Below are 15,018 nucleotides of genomic sequence, written 5' to 3' on the forward strand. Positions count from 1 at the left end.
GACTCATAGTTGTTCCTCTGGGCCGCGTGGCGCCGGGTTACGGGTGATAAACATCGCATCACCGTAGCTGAAAAAACGGTACCCATTGTCGATGGCGGCTTGATATGCGGCCATGGTCTCGGGATAACCGGCAAATGCCGACACCAGCATCAACAGCGTGGATTCCGGCAAATGGAAGTTGGTGACCAGGCAATCGACCACATGGAACGGCCGGCCTGGGTAGATAAAGATATCGGTGTCGCCGCTGAACGGCTTGAGCACGCCATCACGCGCCGCACTCTCCAGGGAGCGCACGCTGGTGGTGCCCACCGCGATCACCCGCCCGCCACGCGCCTTGCACGCAGCCACGGCATCCACGACGTCCTGGCTGACTTCCAGCCACTCGCTGTGCATATGGTGGTCTTCGATGTTATCCACACGCACCGGCTGAAACGTCCCGGCCCCCACGTGCAGGGTCACATAGGCGGTCTCGACGCCCTTGGCCGCAATCGCATCCAGCAGCGGCTGGTCGAAATGCAGCCCGGCAGTCGGTGCAGCGACGGCGCCCAAGCGCTGGGAGTACACCGTCTGATAGCGCTCGCGGTCCGAGTCTTCGTCGGGGCGGTCTATATAAGGAGGCAACGGCATATGGCCGACACGCTCCAGCAGCGGCAACACCTCTTCGGCGAACTTGAGCTCGAACAGCGCATCATGGCGCGCCACCATCTCGGCTTCGCCACCGCCATCAATGAGGATGGAAGAGCCCGGTTTCGGCGACTTGCTGGAGCGCACATGGGCCAGCACGCGATGGCTGTCCAGCACCCGCTCCACCAGGATTTCCAGCTTGCCGCCGGAGGCTTTCTGGCCAAACAGCCGCGCCGGAATCACCCGGGTATTGTTGAACACCATCAAGTCGCCCGGGCGCAAATGCTCAAGCAAATCAGTGAATTGACGGTGTGCGAGGGCACCGCTGAGCCCGTCCAGGGTCAGCAGTCGACTGGCGCGACGCTCGGCCAAAGGGTGGCGAGCGATCAGCGAATCAGGGAGCTCAAAAGTAAAGTCAGCAACGCGCATGATGGGGTTCGTCTAGCAGGGCCGGGAAGTCTAGCGGAAATAGTCAAAATTGACCATGAAACGTGATTGACCAACGGTAATCACCTCTCTATACTTCGCCGCCATTGAGCCCTGATGGCGGAATTGGTAGACGCGGCGGATTCAAAATCCGTTTTCGAAAGGAGTGGGAGTTCGAGTCTCCCTCGGGGCACCATCTTAAAAAAAGACCTTGAAATTCAAGGTCTTTTTTTTCGCCTACAGAAAAGTAACTCGTCGACGCAACAACTACTCACCTACCTACACCCCCGCCCCTTCCCCCTCACTTATGCAAGATCGCCCGATAAATATCCTCCAACGCCATGATGCGCTGAGCGGCGTTGAGCTTGATGGCTTCCTTGGGCATGCCGAACACCACGCAACTGGCTTCGTCCTGGGCGACTGTCGCGGCCCCGGCCTCGAGCATTTCCTTGAGACCGCGTGCGCCGTCGTCGCCCATGCCGGTCATGATGATGCCGGTGGCATTCCTGCCGGCGTAGCGGGCCACCGAGCGAAATAGCACATCCACGGAGGGTCGATGGCGGTTGACCAGCGGTCCATCGATCACCTGAGCGTGGTAATAGGCGCCGCTGCGGTTGACCATCAGGTGCTTGCCGCCGGGTGCGATCAGGGCCAGGCCAGGCAGGATACGGTCGTTGTTGCGCGCTTCGCGCACCTCGATTTCGCACACGCTGTTGAGGCGCTCGGCGAACGAAGCGGTGAACTTCTCGGGCATGTGCTGCACGATCACCATACCCGGGCATACGCGCGGCAGTGCTGTCAGCACGGCTTCCAGCGCTTGGGTGCCGCCGGTGGAGGTGCCGATGGCGACGATACGCTCGGTGGTCTGGGCCATTGCATGGCCATTGGCGGCAGGCAGGATCGCATCGGCAGTGAGCTTGCTGGACGGAACCAGTGGTGGGCTGACGCTGCGTTTTCCCAGGTTCCTGACGTTGGAGTTTGCGGCGGCCCGGATCGCGGCCACCAACTCGGCCGCCGACTCAATCAGGAAACTCTTCAAACCGGTTGAGGGCTTGGTGATGATGTCCACAGCGCCCGCCGACAGCGCCTGCAGGGAGGTTTCCGCGCATTTCTGGGTCAGCGAGGAGCAGATCACCACCGGCGTCGGCCGCTCGCTCATGATTTTCTTGAGAAACGTGATGCCGTCCATGCGCGGCATTTCGACGTCCAGCACGATTACGTCCGGCCATTCCCGCGCCAGTTTGTCCATTGCGAAAATCGGGTCGGAAGCCGCCCCCATGACGTGGATATCCGGCGTATCGCTGAGAATCGCCAGCAGTACCTGGCGCACCACGGCCGAATCATCGACAAGCAGCACACTGATTTTTTTGGTAGGCATCTTCTTGAAGTATTCCCATTGGTTGGTGCCGAACCCAGACGTTGCCGTTCCACAGGTCGAACATGATCGTGCGGTAACCGGTACTGCCCATGTCCTGGGCGGTCAGGTGCAGGTGATGACGCTCGGCCAGGGCCAGCGCCGCGCGAATATTCAGGCTGGCCACGTCCTGCGTCGGCAGGCGGCGTTGCAGATCAGGAAACATCTCGCCGCCACCGAACAACTTGACCTGGTAATCCCGTGCATGCGTGCCATTGATTTGCGCGTGGCGCAGCAGCAGTTCCAGGGCTTCGTCGGCATACCGGCCATCGAGGGGCTGATGGTTGCGCAGGCGCCCCGGCAGCATGAAGTGACACATGCCGCCGATCAGCCGCTGCGGATGCCAAAAGGTGATCGCCACGCAGGAGCCGAGCAAGGTCCGCAGGCGCGTCGGCCGCGTTGCAAAACTGACTTGGCCAGGCGCCAATACCACTTCGGTCGTACCCGCGGGCTTTTTCATGGCTTGCGGTAAATCGACGGCGCCACCAGCTTCAAGGTGTCATTGACGCCGTGGAGGCTTTCGGAGTGACTGATGATCAAATAACCACCACGCTTAAGCAGCGGCAACAGACGCGCGACCACCTGGCTCTTGGTCTGCTGATCGAAATAAATCATCACGTTGCGCAGGAAAATCACCTCGAACTCCCCCAGCGCCGGCAGCGCTTCGTTAAGGTTGACCTGGATAAAGTTGACGCGGTTGCGCAAGGTCTTGTCGATCAAGACGGTGCCCTCCTGACGCCCCATGCCCTTGAGGCAGTACTTGACCAGCAGCGGCTGGGGCAATGTCTCGATGCGTTCCATTGAGTAATGCCCCGTGCGCGCCTTGGCCAGTACCTGGGAGCTGATATCCGAGCCGATCACTTCCCAGGGCGTGGTGCCGAGGCTTTCGGCCAGGGTCATCGCCAGGCTGTAGGGCTCTTCGCCGGTGGAACTGGCCGCGCTCCACACGCGAAACATCCGGCCCGGCGCGGCCTGGGGCAGCACGTGCTGACGCAGGAAGTCGAAGTGCTTGGGCTCGCGAAAAAAATAGGTTTCGTTGGTGGTCAGCAAATCCAGCGCAACCTGCAGTTCGCCCTTGCGCTGGTCATTCATGATCAGCTTGAAATACTCACCATAGCTCTGCAGCTCATAGTGCTTGAGGCGCTTGAACAGGCGCCCGGCCACCAGGGCTTTCTTGGCGGGCGACAGGTTGATGCCGGCCGCCCGGTACAGCCAGGTCTGGAACTGACCGAATTCACGGTCGTCGATGGAGACGGTGTCTGACATGATCGAGCCTCAACGCAGGTCGAGGTCAGGGGCCGGCGCCTGGCCGGCCTCGGCCAGGCTGGACATCTCGTCGATAGACAGCACCTTGTCCACTTCCAGCACGATCACGAATTTGCCCTCGACCTTGGCCATGCCACTGATGAAATCGGCGCGAATGCGCGCACCGAAGCTCGGTGGCGGTTCGATCTGCGTGGCCGGGATCTCCTGCACGGCAGATACCGTATCGACCAGCAGCCCGATGTCCTGTGGCTGACCGTCCTCGGTACTCGCCTCGATGATGATCACGCAGGAACGCCGGGTGATCGCCGAGTTGGCCCGCCCAAAGCGCGCCGACAAGTCCACCACCGGCACCACTGCGCCGCGCAGGTTGATCACCCCGCGCACGAAAGCGGGCATCATCGGCACCACGGTCAGGCTGCCGTATTCGATAATTTCCTTGATCCCCAGGATGCCGATGGCGAACATTTCGCCGCCCAGCATGAAGGTCAGGTACTGCGCATCCTCATCGACCGCCACCGCGGTCTGCCGAGTCGTCATTACTGCGCCCATGTCACTACTCTCCCTTGTAGGCCCGCATCGATCGTGCGATCAGAAGCGGGTGAAATCCGATTCGTCCGGGGCACTGGCCATGGTGTAGGCGAACGCCTTGCGCGGCGGCGTTGGTTTGGTGCGCGGCGGTTGACGGTGGGGCGTGCTGCCGGGGCTGTCCACGCCGGTGCTTTGCACCGCAGCCTTGGACGCTGAATCCAGCACGAAGAAACTCATGGCCTGTTGCAGTTGCTCGGCCTGGCTGCTCATTTCTTCGGCCGTGGCCGCCAGTTCCTCACTGCTCGAGGCGTTTTGCTGGGTCACTTGGTTGAGCTGGGTCATCGCCGTGTTGATCTGCGCGACACCGGCCGCCTGTTCTTCGGACGCCGCGCTGATTTCCTGCACCAGGTCGGACGTCTTGTTGATGGAAGGCACCATTTCGTCGAGCAACTTGCCGGCTTTCTCGGCCATCTCCACGCTGCTGGAAGACAGTTCGCCGATTTCCTGGGCGGCGACCTGGCTGCGTTCGGCCAGCTTGCGCACTTCGGCGGCCACCACGGCGAACCCCTTGCCGTGCTCGCCGGCCCGAGCGGCCTCGATGGCGGCATTGAGCGCGAGCAGATTGGTCTGATAGGCGATGTCATCGATGATGCTGATGCGCTGGGCGATTTTCTTCATCGCCACCACCGTCTGCTGTACCGATTCGCCGCCCTCGGTGGCTTCCTTGGCCGCTTTGCTGGCCATGCCATCCGTGACCTTGGCGTTTTCGGTGTTCTGGTTGATGCTGGCGCTCATCTGCTCGACCGACGCACTGGTTTCCTCGACACTGGCGGCCTGTTCACTGGTGGCCTGGCTCATCGATTGCGCGGTGGCGCTGACTTGTTCGGAGGCGCTGGCGAGGTTATCGGAGGCGTTACGCACTTCGCCGATGATATGGGCCAGCTTGCCGACCATGTTGCGCATGGCGTTGAGCACCATGCCGGTTTCATCTTTGCCACCTGGCTCGATGTGCGCATTAAGGTTGCCTTCGGCCAATTGCTCGGCGGCGCTCGCCGCCTGGCGCAACGGCCGGGAAATGATCCGCGCGATGAATATCGCCAGGCCCAGACCGATCAGCAGGGATGCGGCCAGTACCGCGATGATCGACACGCGTGAGCTTTCATACAGCGCCGAGCCCTTGTCACCCGCGGCAGTGGCGCCGGCGTCATTGAGCTCGACCATTTTCTGCAGGCGGCTGGTCACCTCATCGAAATGCCCTTTGGATTCACCCCGGAGCAAACTGCGCGCCTGGGCTTCCTGGTTCTGACGGGAAAACTCCAGAACCTGCTTGCTGCTCGCAATGTAGGCGTCCCATGCGCTTTTCACGCTGAGCAGAAGTTGACGATCTTCATCGTTCGACAGCAATTGCTCGTAGGTCTGCATGCGGGTTTCGAACTCCTGGCGCGCTTCGGTGGCTTCGCGTTCGGCCTGGGCCTTTTCTTCGGGAATCTCGGTACCGATGTGGCGGTTTTCTTTCAAACGATAGTTGGCGGCAAAAAAACGCATGCCTGCGGCTGCACGCATGGAGGGCATCCAGTTGCCCTTGATGTCCTGGGCGGCCTGGTTGACGGCACCGAGCTGAAGGATAGCGAAGGCGCCCATGGCCCCGGTGAGGGCCAGGACCACCAGGAACGAGCTGATCAGCTTGGTGGAAATTTTAAGATCGTAGAACCATTTCATCGGGGAACCTCCATGGAATTGCAAAGACGTCAGCGGGCGACGAGCGGTGGCGACTGAGGCGCCTGGGCCGTGCGGGCTTCCAGTTGTACGATTTGATTGAGTAGCGCCGGTACATCCAGGATCAAGGCCACCGCGCCGCTGCCCAGAATGGTCGAGCCACTGATACCGCGCAGTGCGCCGAACAGCTTGCCCAGGGGCTTGATCACGGTCTGGAACTCGCCGTGCAGGTCATCGACCACCAGCCCGGCCTTGTGCTCGGCATAGCGCACCACCACCACGTTCTGACGGCGGGCGGCCGGGCCTTCGTGGCTGAAGTGGTCGCGCAGGTCCACCAGGGGCAGCACCTCGCCACGCAGGTCCAGATAGCCCTGATCGCGGCTGGACTGGCGCTGGCGTTCATCCAGCTCGACGCATTCCTGGACCATGTCCAGCGGAATCACGTAGGTGGATTGGTCAATGCCGACCAGGAAGCCATTGATGATCGCCAGGGTCAGCGGCAAGCGAATGCGTACCACCGTGCCCTGGCCTGGGCGGCTGTCGAGGTCCACGGTGCCGCGCAACAGCGTGATATTGCGCTTGACCACGTCCATGCCGACGCCGCGCCCGGACAGGTTGGTCACGGCCTCGGCGGTAGAGAAGCCCGCCTCGAAGATCAGGTTGTAGACCTCCTGGTCGGAGAGCACCGCGCCGCTGGCCACCAGCCCGCGTTCCTGGGCTTTTTCCAGAATGCGGTCGCGGTTGAGCCCGGCGCCGTCGTCGGCGATTTCGATGACGATGCTTCCTGAGTCGTGGTAGGCATTCAGGCTCAGATGACCCTTGCTCGACTTACCCGCCGCACGTCGCGCATCGGCACTTTCGATACCGTGGTCCATGGCGTTGCGCAGCAGGTGCATCAGCGGGTCGCCGATCTTCTCGACCACGGTCTTGTCCAGCTCGGTCTCCGCGCCGCTGATGATCAGCTCGATGTCCTTGCCCAGTTCCTGGCTGACATCGCGCACCACGCGGCGGAAGCGGTTGAACGTGTCGCCGATGGGGATCATGCGCAGGTGCAGGGCACCATCGAGAATCTCTTCCACCAACCCCGACACCGTCGAGGTGGCCTCTTGCAGCGGGTCGTTGTTACAGGAGCGCGCCAACAGGCTTGCGCCGGCGCTGGCGATCACCAATTCGCCGACCAGGTTGATCAACTCGTCGAGTTTGTCGGCGTTGACCCGAACATAACTGCCGTCGCGGGTTTTCGCCTCGCTGTTCGCCGGCTGGCGCTGGGGCGACGCGGGGGCCAGGCCTGGCTCGGCTTGCGCGATCAGGTCACTGCCGATGGCGACGCTGCTTGCGGGCGTTTCGTCGACCGCGCGGATGTGCACGTCACAGTCGTCGCGCACGAAGTCGAACACTTCGTTGAGCGTGGCATGGCTGGCCGTCGAACGCAGGTCGATTTCAAAGCCCAGGTAGCAGCTTTCCGGGTCCCAGTGCTCCAGGGCGGGGATGCTGTCGGTCAGGGTGGTGACCTGCACCATTTGCCCCAGCGTATCGAGGTAGCGCAGGAACGACAGCGGGTCCATGCCATTACGGAACACGTCCACGCCGAAACGCAGAGAAATATGCCAAAGCACGTCGCCCCCCGTGTCGTCGTGCACCGCAGCGGGTACGACGTCGGCGGTGGCGGTTCGCAGCGGCTGGTAGTCGCTCAGCGCCTCGCGCAAGGTCTCACCGCGCTCCAGCGTGGCCGGGGTCGGCGTCTCACCGCGACTGGCGACCACGTCGATCAGTTCAAGCATGTGGTCGCCGCACTTGAGCAGCAGCGCGATCAACGCCGCGTCCACCGCCACACTGCCATCGCGCAGGCGATCGAGAACGTCTTCGACGATATGCGTGAACCCCACGATCGACGCGAGGCCGAACAGTCCGGCGGATCCCTTGATGGTGTGCGCGGCGCGGAAAATCGCGCCGATGGCATCCTGGTCGCCGGGGTCGCTTTCCAACTGCAGCAGGGATTGCTCCATGGCCTGCAGCAGCTCGCGCGCCTCGACGATGAAGGTCTGCAGTGCCTGATCGAGATTGATGCTCACCTGGACTTTCCTTGTCGATCAATGAACGGGACAGTGCCGCTTAAAGCGCGGCGCTGCGACACAGTTGGAGCGCCTGCATGACTGCCTGGCTCTGGCCGGTCACACTCAAGGCGGTGCCGGCAATGCCGGCTTCACGCTGGATGACGGCCAGCAACTGCAGGCCGGCACCGTCCATTTCCGTCACCTGGGACAGGTCCAGTTCCAGGCGCGGCGCCGCGCCCATCTGCGACAACAACGCGCCCGCCAGTTCAGCGACGGTGTAGATCGTGAGTTCGCCGTCGATGCCCACATGGGCGGTGTCGTCGATTGTTTCGTGAGTGATCGGCATGTTGGCCTCCCTGGCGCCGGGTGTCAGGGCAGGATCAATTTGGAGACCGCCGCCAGCATCTGCGCCGGCTGGAACGGCTTGACCACCCACGCCTTGGCGCCCGCGGCCTGGCCTTCGGCCTTCTTCGATTCCTGAGACTCGGTGGTCAGCATGATGATCGGTGTGAACTTGTAGTTGGCCAGCTTCTTCACCTCCTTGACGAAGGTGATGCCATCCATGTTGGGCATGTTCACGTCGCTGATGATCAGGTGCACTTTTTGCCCGGTCAGCTTGTTCAGGGCGTCCTTGCCGTCGCTGGCTTCGATCACGTCGTAACCGGCGCTTTTCAAGGCGATGCCGACCACTTGGCGCACGCTGCTGGAGTCGTCGACCACTAATACATTCTTCGCCATGATGTGCTCCTAAAAGAAAGTGATGTCTTGGGAATTCGACTGCACTGCCGCCTCGCCGCGATGGAGGCGTCGTTGCTCGTCAGTGGCATAGGTGGTTTCCATGCGCGCCAGCCATTGGCGGGCGTCGATGGCCAGCGGCTGGTCCGGGGTCTGGTTGGCCTGTTGCAGATGGTCATGCAGCGCGTGCATGTTGTCGCGCACGTGACTGAGGATCTGGCTGACCCGGTCCTGGAATTGCAGGTTGACCAACACCTCGGTCATCTCATCGCGGATGCCGTAGCTTTCCTGCTTGAGCAGGTCGGCGGATTCGGCCAGGCGCCCAGTGATGTTCTGGAAGCGTGTGAGCACCATTTGAATACTGTTTTCGGACTCGGCCACCGAATGGCTGTCCTGGTCGGCACTGCTGGACGCGGCCTGCACCAATTGAGTAATGGCGTTATTGATGATGTCGACCTTGGCCGACATCTGCTGGCCCGTTTCACTGGATTTGCTCGACAGGCTGCGCACCGCATCGGCCACCACCGCGAAGCCGCGACCGGCCTCACCGGCGCGCGCCGCTTCGATGGCCGCGTTGAGGGCCAGCAAGTTGGTTTGTGCGGCAATCGCTGCCACATCAGCGGCCATGGTACGCAGTTCGCCGGTGTAGGCGGTCAGGCTGCGCACCTGCGCCAGGGTCTGGTCACGACTGGTTTGAGTGGCCTTGAGCGAATTGATCACCTGGCTCAACTCGCTGTCACTGCGCGCCAGCACCTCAAGCGCGCCGTCAGCGGCCTGCCCGTCCAGCTCGCCGGCCGCGTGCTGCGACGCTTGTACCGTTTCCTCCAAGCGTGTGGCGATCCCGGTGAAACGGTTCACCAGGCTCACAATCGCTTCCTCGGTCTGATGGCGCGAGCTTTCCACCTGCTTGGCCCAGATGGGCATGGCACCCAGCAATACCTCATCGAGCTGTGCACGCGAGGCCAAGCCGTTATGCGCGTGCGCACTCGACTGGTCCGCCTGCGCCTGCGCAATCGCTCGCTGCAGCGCGTTGCGCTGCGAAGCCGCGCTCCAGGCACAGGCACCGAGGCCGATCATCACCAGTACCGTGCAGGCCAGCAGATTGGCCGGCGAAGTGGATTGCACGAGTATCCACACAACGGCCGGCACGACCGGAATCAAGGCGAACCAACGGAAACGAGGATAAACGGGAAGGTGCGTGCGGCTGGATGGGCGCTGGGGCATGAGTTCGATCCTTGAACAGTGTTGCGGATGTAAACGACATAGAGGCTATCCGCCCCTAGCGGCTCAACTTTAGGTCTGTTGAGTACCTTCCGTCTGGTTTATGACCGGTGTGTGACTGAGCACGGAGTTAAGTGTAGGTGACGCCAGCTGACACGCTCAGGCTGCTTGCAGGATCGTACAAGCGCCCTCGTTCCCTCGTTCGCTAACCTGACGACTCTTATTCAGCAGAGTCTCCGACATGTCTCAGTCACAGCCCCCGACACACCCCATAAATCTCATCCAAAAAGCTGACCTGATCGACCAACCATGGAGCCCACGCGTCGTTGCGGAGATGAACGACTACCAGTTCAAAGTCGTGCGCATCGAAGGCGAGTTCATCTGGCACTCCCACCCCGAAACCGACGAGGCCTTTCTGGTACTCGACGGTACCCTGCGTATCGACCTTCCAGACGGCCCGGTCTATGTCGCACCGGGTGAGCTGTACGTGGTCCCTCGGGGCGTAGCGCACCGCACAGCCGCCGAAGGCGAGGCCAAGCTGATGATGATCGAGCCACGGGGCATCTTGAATACCGGACATGAAGGTGGGGAGCTTACGGCTGTGAATGACCAGTGGATCTGAGGCTGGCGTCGCCTGCTCGCTCATACCGTTATGAGACACTCACTCCACTTACCGTGTCAGCCTTGAACAGGTCAAGACGCGGCCGCCCCGGACGAGCGGCCGGGAGGGTTATTTCAGCAAGGCAATCAGCGTGCAGACCACCGTGATCGCCAGCGCCGGCCATTGCATCGGCATGAAAAAGAAGTGGTGGCGCACGCCATCGGCGTGCGGTTGTCGGTTCAGTACAAAGCCCAGCACAGTGTTGATCGCTGACCCCGCCCCAAAGCCGAGCAACACCTGCATCAGCGATGTGTTGCCGGGTTTGACGCTGGGGTCGGGCCATAGCCACATTAATAGCAGCACCATCGCCACCGGTGTAAATAACGTCAGCCAGCCTGCGCCGCGATAGATCATCATTTAATCCTCAGCTGTGACGCTGCCGGCTCAAGCCAGCTCGCGTGTTTGTTGTTGCGCCGCAAACACGGCATCGAGGGTATTGAGGAACAGGTCGTGGCTCAGAATGCCGGTGGCGATGGTCGACAACACGGGGTTGCCGCTCTCGTCCTTGATCACCACTTTTTCGGTCCAGGCGTTGAGGTCGACGCTGCGCAGCGACGACATCGGCACTTTGTGGCCCTGGTACTCGAGGGATGCGCGGCTGACGACGATTGGCGAGGTGGTGATTTTCAGGAAGTTGCCACTCACGCGTTTGCCCCAGACCTGCCCCGAGCTGATGCAGTTGAACGTCACAGCCCCGCCCATCTCCAGCGTCGCGATCACTGCCGGCATGCGTGCGCGAACGTGCAATTCACGCACCCGTTGTTGGAATTCGTAAAAGCCTTTGAGGCTTTCAATCACCCGATGAAACGGCTCGGACGCGTTTCGACGATAGGCCAGGTTGGTGATCATGCCGGTCATCACGGTTTGCCCGGAGCCGAACAAGTACAGGTCTTCGATATCGGCAAACGCCGTGTACTCGCGTTGCTCGTTGATGATGCGTTCGATGCCGAACTCAAACACGTTGTAGCGTGGCGCGCGCAGTTTTTTGTGCCAGGCGTAGGCTGCAAACACGCCCACGGCAAGAACGACCAGCAAGGCGCTGGTGGCGTAGATCAGGGTATGTGGGTTGGCAAAGTTCAAGGCCATGCCACGTGATGTCTGGAGGTTGACCGGGCCATCGTTGCCCGGTGGCAGTATCGTGCCCAGGTACAGCACAAAACCGGCGAGGGCCAATAACACAACCCCGAATATCAAACTGAAAATCAGGAAGCCTTTGCCGTGGCGGAAACTCGCGATCAGCTCGCCGGTGGCCGAAGGTGCTTGGGTAGGGGATGACTGCATAAGTGTTTGCGTCCTTGTAATGGTTTAAGCCTTGCACACTGTCCGTCTGGTGGCCGGGTGCATTTGGCACGGCGAGTTGGAACATGGCTAATTAATATCGTTCCTTGGGACGATGACTTCACAGGAGGGTGAGCCTGGCGGTTCGCGGTATTGGGGTCTTTTTTTTCCTGCCTAGAACGGTGATCATCGCCCTCCCCCAAGCCCTAGGAACCAAGACCATGGAGTTGACGCTGGAAGCTGTTGCGCTTTTTGCACTGAAGCTGGTGCACGAGACGGACGGCGGCAGCCCGGTCTTGCGGGACGATCCGGTGATGGATGGGTATGAGCGGGAGGTATTCGGGCTGCTGGTGCGGCAGGGAGACTTGGCGGCCATTCAATCCAAAGTCGCGGAATGTGTGGATCAAGCGCTTGAAGCACTGGGCGGGGCCGATACAGTGATGGGGCGCGAGTTGCAGCGCTTGGCGCTGGGCGTACGCCAGGCGTCGACACTGGATGAACTCAATGACCCACTCAACGCACTCAAGGATTACCTGAAAGCCATCCTGTAACGCACGGTTCAGCGCCGCCCCTCCACCGCCATCCGCACCGCCAGCCCCATCAATACAGAGCCCATGAGCCAGCGCTGCACCACCTGCCAACCCGGTCGGGTGACGAAAAACACTGCGATCGACCCCGCCATAGTGGCAATCGTCGCGTTGACGCTTACGCTGATGAAAATCTGCGTAAAGCCCAGCACCAGGGATTGCGTCAACACGCTGCCATGACCGTTCGGGTCGATGAACTGCGGCAGCAGCGACAAATACATCACTGCCACCTTGGGGTTGAGCAGGTTGGTCACCAGGCCCATGGTGAACAGCTTGCGTGGGCTGTCCTTGGGCAGATCCCGCACCTGGAAAGGCGAACGCCCACCCGGCCGGATCGCCTGCCAGGCCATGTACGCCAGGTACAGCACGCCGCCGAAACGCAGCGCGTCATAGGCAAACGGCACCGCCATGACCAAGGCCGTGATCCCTAAAGCCGCGCACAGCATATAAACCAGAAACCCCAACGCCACGCCGCCGAGGGAAATCAACCCGGCCGTGCGCCCCTGGCAAATCGAACGGGAGATCAGGTAAATCATGTTCGGACCGGGCGTGAGCACCATGCCGAGTGAAATCAGCGCATAGGCCAACCAGCTGGACAGTTCGGGCATTATTGGGCTCCTGGGGTGTATTTTGTCGACGTGAAACATTTGGCCAAGGTTGTCGGCTTGGCCGCCATGGTAGGGCGTTCAAAATGCGCGCGTTAGATACAGATCCGCGAGCAAAACGGCATACACCCAAGAGGCAGGACATGATCGACTTCAATAACAAAGGCTTCTTCAAGCTCAAGCAAAACAACGAATACGCCGAACGCGTCGCCGCCCTGCTGCTGGACGGAGAAGAAGTGGTCGACGCCTACAAGGCCATGCGCGACGGTGTGGTGTTTACCACCAAGCGGATTATTGCGGTGAACGTGCAAGGGATTACCGGCAGCAAGAAAGACTTCACGTCGCTACCGTATAAAAACATCGTGGCGTATTCGGTGGAGACGTCCGGGACGTTTGACCTGGATTCGGAGTTGGAAATTTACTTTTCGTCGTCGGGCAAAGTGAAATTCGAATTCACCGGCAAGACCTCGATTGTGGAAATCTCGCGGTTGATTTCCAAGCATCTGCTGACCTGATCGGCAGGCCATTCATTTAGACGGCTGTACCTCGATCAAAATGTGGGAGGGGGCTTGCCCCCGATGGGCTCAACGCAAAACGAGACACACGATAATCGAAGCATTCGAAACAGAGACACCCACTCAAGAGTCCGTCCACTTTTCCCACACCCATCACCGATTTGTGCCGATATCCAGTTCTGATCCCCCCTCGTAGGCTCACCTCCTCGCACAAGGAAGTGAGCCCGTCATGCCAGAACGCTTTTACCCACCCACCGAAGAAGAGTTACGCAAACAACGCATCCTGACGCCGCAGCCATCCCGTGCGCCGTCTTCGCCATCGGTTGATTTTTTCGAGCCATCCCCTGCCCCAGCCCCTACGCGAGCCAAACCTCCCGGCTGCGTCTTCATGAAGCCATGCCAACTGCCTGACGGCATCACTCATTACTTCAACCCGGCCGGGTATGTGCCGTTGGAGCTGATCAGGGAATACGGCCACTTAAGCCTGCTGGGTGGGCGTGAGGTGGATAGCAGGGGCGCAGTTGCCTTGCGCAAGATCGGCGGCAGCACATTGCCTGCAGGTTTGGGCCAGTTGGCGTTGCGGTCGGCGGCTTGGGAGTCGGCGGCAACTGCCGTTGGATCGGTCGCCGGGGGCCTGCTGACGGGTTTGGTGGCGCTGGCCTGGCCGTCAGAGCTGGGTGATAGCGCGCTCTACAGCGAGGAGCAGTTGCGTTCGATGCAACGGGCGCGGTCGCAGATGCGGTTGCATGTCGAGCAACGCGCGGACGGCACGCTCAAGGGGTATGGGTTCTACACGGGCAATCATGCCGATTGGCAGATGATTGATGTGGTGCAGTTCCAAAACCGTAGCGATCAGTTTGTAGCGGATTTGGGTGAGGGTGTGGAGCTGATCTGGACGCCCGCCGTTGATCCCAGTGACACGCTGGGGATTCCGCCATTGGAGGCTGCGCCGCAAGCGCCAGTGATCTGGATTTATCCGCCGACGGAGAAAGCGGCGCAGATTCTGGTGAACCCGATTTATCCACCGGAGTATCGGGATTTTATTCTGGTGTTCCCGGTGGAGTCGGGGGTTCGGCCGCTGTATGTGGTGGTCAGTGTCAAGGCTGGGGATCACAAGTACCACAAGGCACCTAATACTGAACAAATAACTGGCTTTGCAGGCCTGATCAAAGCAAAACCTATGACTCCCAGACAGGGAGGTGCCGGGTTGAGGGAGCGTTGGATTGAGGAAAAAGGCCGGAGAATCTATGAGTGGGACTCTCAACATGGGGAATTGGAAGTTTATCTCGCAAGTGATGGGAGCCATCTAGGTGCATTCAGCCACGTAAACGGCGAGCAGCTAAAAGGGCCGAAGAAAAAGCGAAATATCAGAAAATATCTGTGAGGGC

17 protein-coding genes and 1 tRNA gene are annotated in these 15,018 nt (G+C 60.7%); 5 read left to right on the top strand and 13 right to left on the bottom strand.

Annotation, left to right across the window (positions count from 1 at the left end; all coding sequences use genetic code 11):
- Positions 1-3: 3 nt before the first annotated feature.
- Positions 4-1,053, bottom strand: a complete 1,050-nt coding sequence (gene queA, locus ACZ445_RS24995) for a tRNA preQ1(34) S-adenosylmethionine ribosyltransferase-isomerase QueA (protein ID WP_102591900.1) — start codon at positions 1,051-1,053, stop codon at positions 4-6.
- A 108-nt stretch (positions 1,054-1,161) separates the two neighbouring features.
- On the opposite strand from queA, the gene ACZ445_RS25000 reads away from it, so the two are divergent.
- A tRNA-Leu gene (locus ACZ445_RS25000) sits at positions 1,162-1,246 on the top strand.
- Positions 1,247-1,351: 105 nt separating this feature from the next.
- Here the strand turns inward: ACZ445_RS25000 and ACZ445_RS25005 are convergent.
- Genes ACZ445_RS25005 through ACZ445_RS25045 form a run of 9 tightly spaced genes read right to left on the bottom strand, consistent with a single transcriptional unit; the run spans position 1,352 to position 9,987 of the window.
- The gene (locus tag ACZ445_RS25005) at positions 1,352-2,428 is read right to left on the bottom strand and encodes a protein-glutamate methylesterase/protein-glutamine glutaminase (RefSeq protein ID WP_464707693.1); all 1,077 of its coding nucleotides are present in this window, start codon (positions 2,426-2,428) and stop codon (positions 1,352-1,354) included.
- Positions 2,391-2,924, bottom strand: coding sequence for a chemoreceptor glutamine deamidase CheD (gene cheD, locus ACZ445_RS25010; RefSeq protein WP_464707694.1), 534 nt, complete (start codon positions 2,922-2,924; stop codon positions 2,391-2,393). The genes ACZ445_RS25005 and cheD overlap by 38 nt, the downstream gene beginning before the upstream one ends.
- The gene (locus ACZ445_RS25015) at positions 2,921-3,730 is read right to left on the bottom strand and encodes a CheR family methyltransferase (RefSeq protein WP_058423386.1); all 810 of its coding nucleotides are present in this window, start codon (positions 3,728-3,730) and stop codon (positions 2,921-2,923) included. The genes cheD and ACZ445_RS25015 overlap by 4 nt, the downstream gene beginning before the upstream one ends.
- Positions 3,731-3,739: 9 nt before the next feature.
- The gene (locus ACZ445_RS25020; RefSeq protein ID WP_058423387.1) at positions 3,740-4,279 is read right to left on the bottom strand and encodes a chemotaxis protein CheW; all 540 of its coding nucleotides are present in this window, start codon (positions 4,277-4,279) and stop codon (positions 3,740-3,742) included.
- A 39-nt stretch (positions 4,280-4,318) separates the two neighbouring features.
- Positions 4,319-5,977: a methyl-accepting chemotaxis protein gene (locus ACZ445_RS25025; protein ID WP_310863648.1), complete on the bottom strand. Its 1,659-nt coding sequence runs from the start codon at positions 5,975-5,977 to the stop codon at positions 4,319-4,321.
- 29 nt (positions 5,978-6,006) lie between these two features.
- Positions 6,007-8,046 (bottom strand): chemotaxis protein CheA, encoded by a 2,040-nt coding sequence (locus ACZ445_RS25030; protein WP_464707695.1) that lies wholly within the window; start codon positions 8,044-8,046, stop codon positions 6,007-6,009.
- Positions 8,047-8,086: 40 nt separating this feature from the next.
- Positions 8,087-8,374 (bottom strand): STAS domain-containing protein, encoded by a 288-nt coding sequence (locus tag ACZ445_RS25035; RefSeq protein ID WP_058423390.1) that lies wholly within the window; start codon positions 8,372-8,374, stop codon positions 8,087-8,089.
- A gap of 23 nt (positions 8,375-8,397) precedes the next feature.
- Positions 8,398-8,766, bottom strand: a complete 369-nt coding sequence (locus ACZ445_RS25040) for a response regulator (protein WP_058423391.1) — start codon at positions 8,764-8,766, stop codon at positions 8,398-8,400.
- Between the two features lie 9 nt (positions 8,767-8,775).
- Entirely contained in the window at positions 8,776-9,987 is a 1,212-nt protein-coding gene (locus tag ACZ445_RS25045; protein ID WP_464704423.1) for a methyl-accepting chemotaxis protein, read from the bottom strand.
- 238 nt (positions 9,988-10,225) lie between these two features.
- Here ACZ445_RS25045 and ACZ445_RS25050 point away from each other — a divergent pair, with 238 nt between their 5' ends.
- Positions 10,226-10,606 carry a cupin domain-containing protein gene (locus ACZ445_RS25050; RefSeq protein WP_058423393.1) on the top strand — a complete coding sequence of 127 codons (381 nt, stop codon included), beginning with the start codon at positions 10,226-10,228 and terminating at the stop codon, positions 10,604-10,606.
- Between the two features lie 108 nt (positions 10,607-10,714).
- On the opposite strand, the gene ACZ445_RS25055 is transcribed toward ACZ445_RS25050, so the two are convergent.
- Together ACZ445_RS25055 and ACZ445_RS25060 are read right to left on the bottom strand one after the other, a co-directional pair.
- Positions 10,715-11,002: a hypothetical protein gene (locus ACZ445_RS25055; protein ID WP_058423394.1), complete on the bottom strand. Its 288-nt coding sequence runs from the start codon at positions 11,000-11,002 to the stop codon at positions 10,715-10,717.
- A gap of 27 nt (positions 11,003-11,029) precedes the next feature.
- Positions 11,030-11,926, bottom strand: coding sequence for a hypothetical protein (locus ACZ445_RS25060; protein ID WP_058423395.1), 897 nt, complete (start codon positions 11,924-11,926; stop codon positions 11,030-11,032).
- A gap of 218 nt (positions 11,927-12,144) precedes the next feature.
- Between ACZ445_RS25060 and ACZ445_RS25065 the strand changes: the two genes are divergently transcribed.
- Positions 12,145-12,474: a hypothetical protein gene (locus ACZ445_RS25065; protein ID WP_093128349.1), complete on the top strand. Its 330-nt coding sequence runs from the start codon at positions 12,145-12,147 to the stop codon at positions 12,472-12,474.
- Positions 12,475-12,482: 8 nt separating this feature from the next.
- Here ACZ445_RS25065 and ACZ445_RS25070 read toward each other — a convergent pair whose 3' ends face one another.
- Positions 12,483-13,118 (bottom strand): LysE family translocator, encoded by a 636-nt coding sequence (locus tag ACZ445_RS25070; RefSeq protein ID WP_464707696.1) that lies wholly within the window; start codon positions 13,116-13,118, stop codon positions 12,483-12,485.
- Between the two features lie 140 nt (positions 13,119-13,258).
- Here ACZ445_RS25070 and ACZ445_RS25075 point away from each other — a divergent pair, with 140 nt between their 5' ends.
- Together ACZ445_RS25075 and ACZ445_RS25080 are read left to right on the top strand one after the other, a co-directional pair.
- Positions 13,259-13,630 carry a PH domain-containing protein gene (locus ACZ445_RS25075; RefSeq protein WP_464707697.1) on the top strand — a complete coding sequence of 124 codons (372 nt, stop codon included), beginning with the start codon at positions 13,259-13,261 and terminating at the stop codon, positions 13,628-13,630.
- 229 nt (positions 13,631-13,859) lie between these two features.
- Positions 13,860-15,014, top strand: coding sequence for an S-type pyocin domain-containing protein (locus ACZ445_RS25080; RefSeq protein WP_464707698.1), 1,155 nt, complete (start codon positions 13,860-13,862; stop codon positions 15,012-15,014).
- Positions 15,015-15,018: the final 4 nt, after the last annotated feature.

It is taken from the genome of Pseudomonas allii (assembly GCF_055380095.1).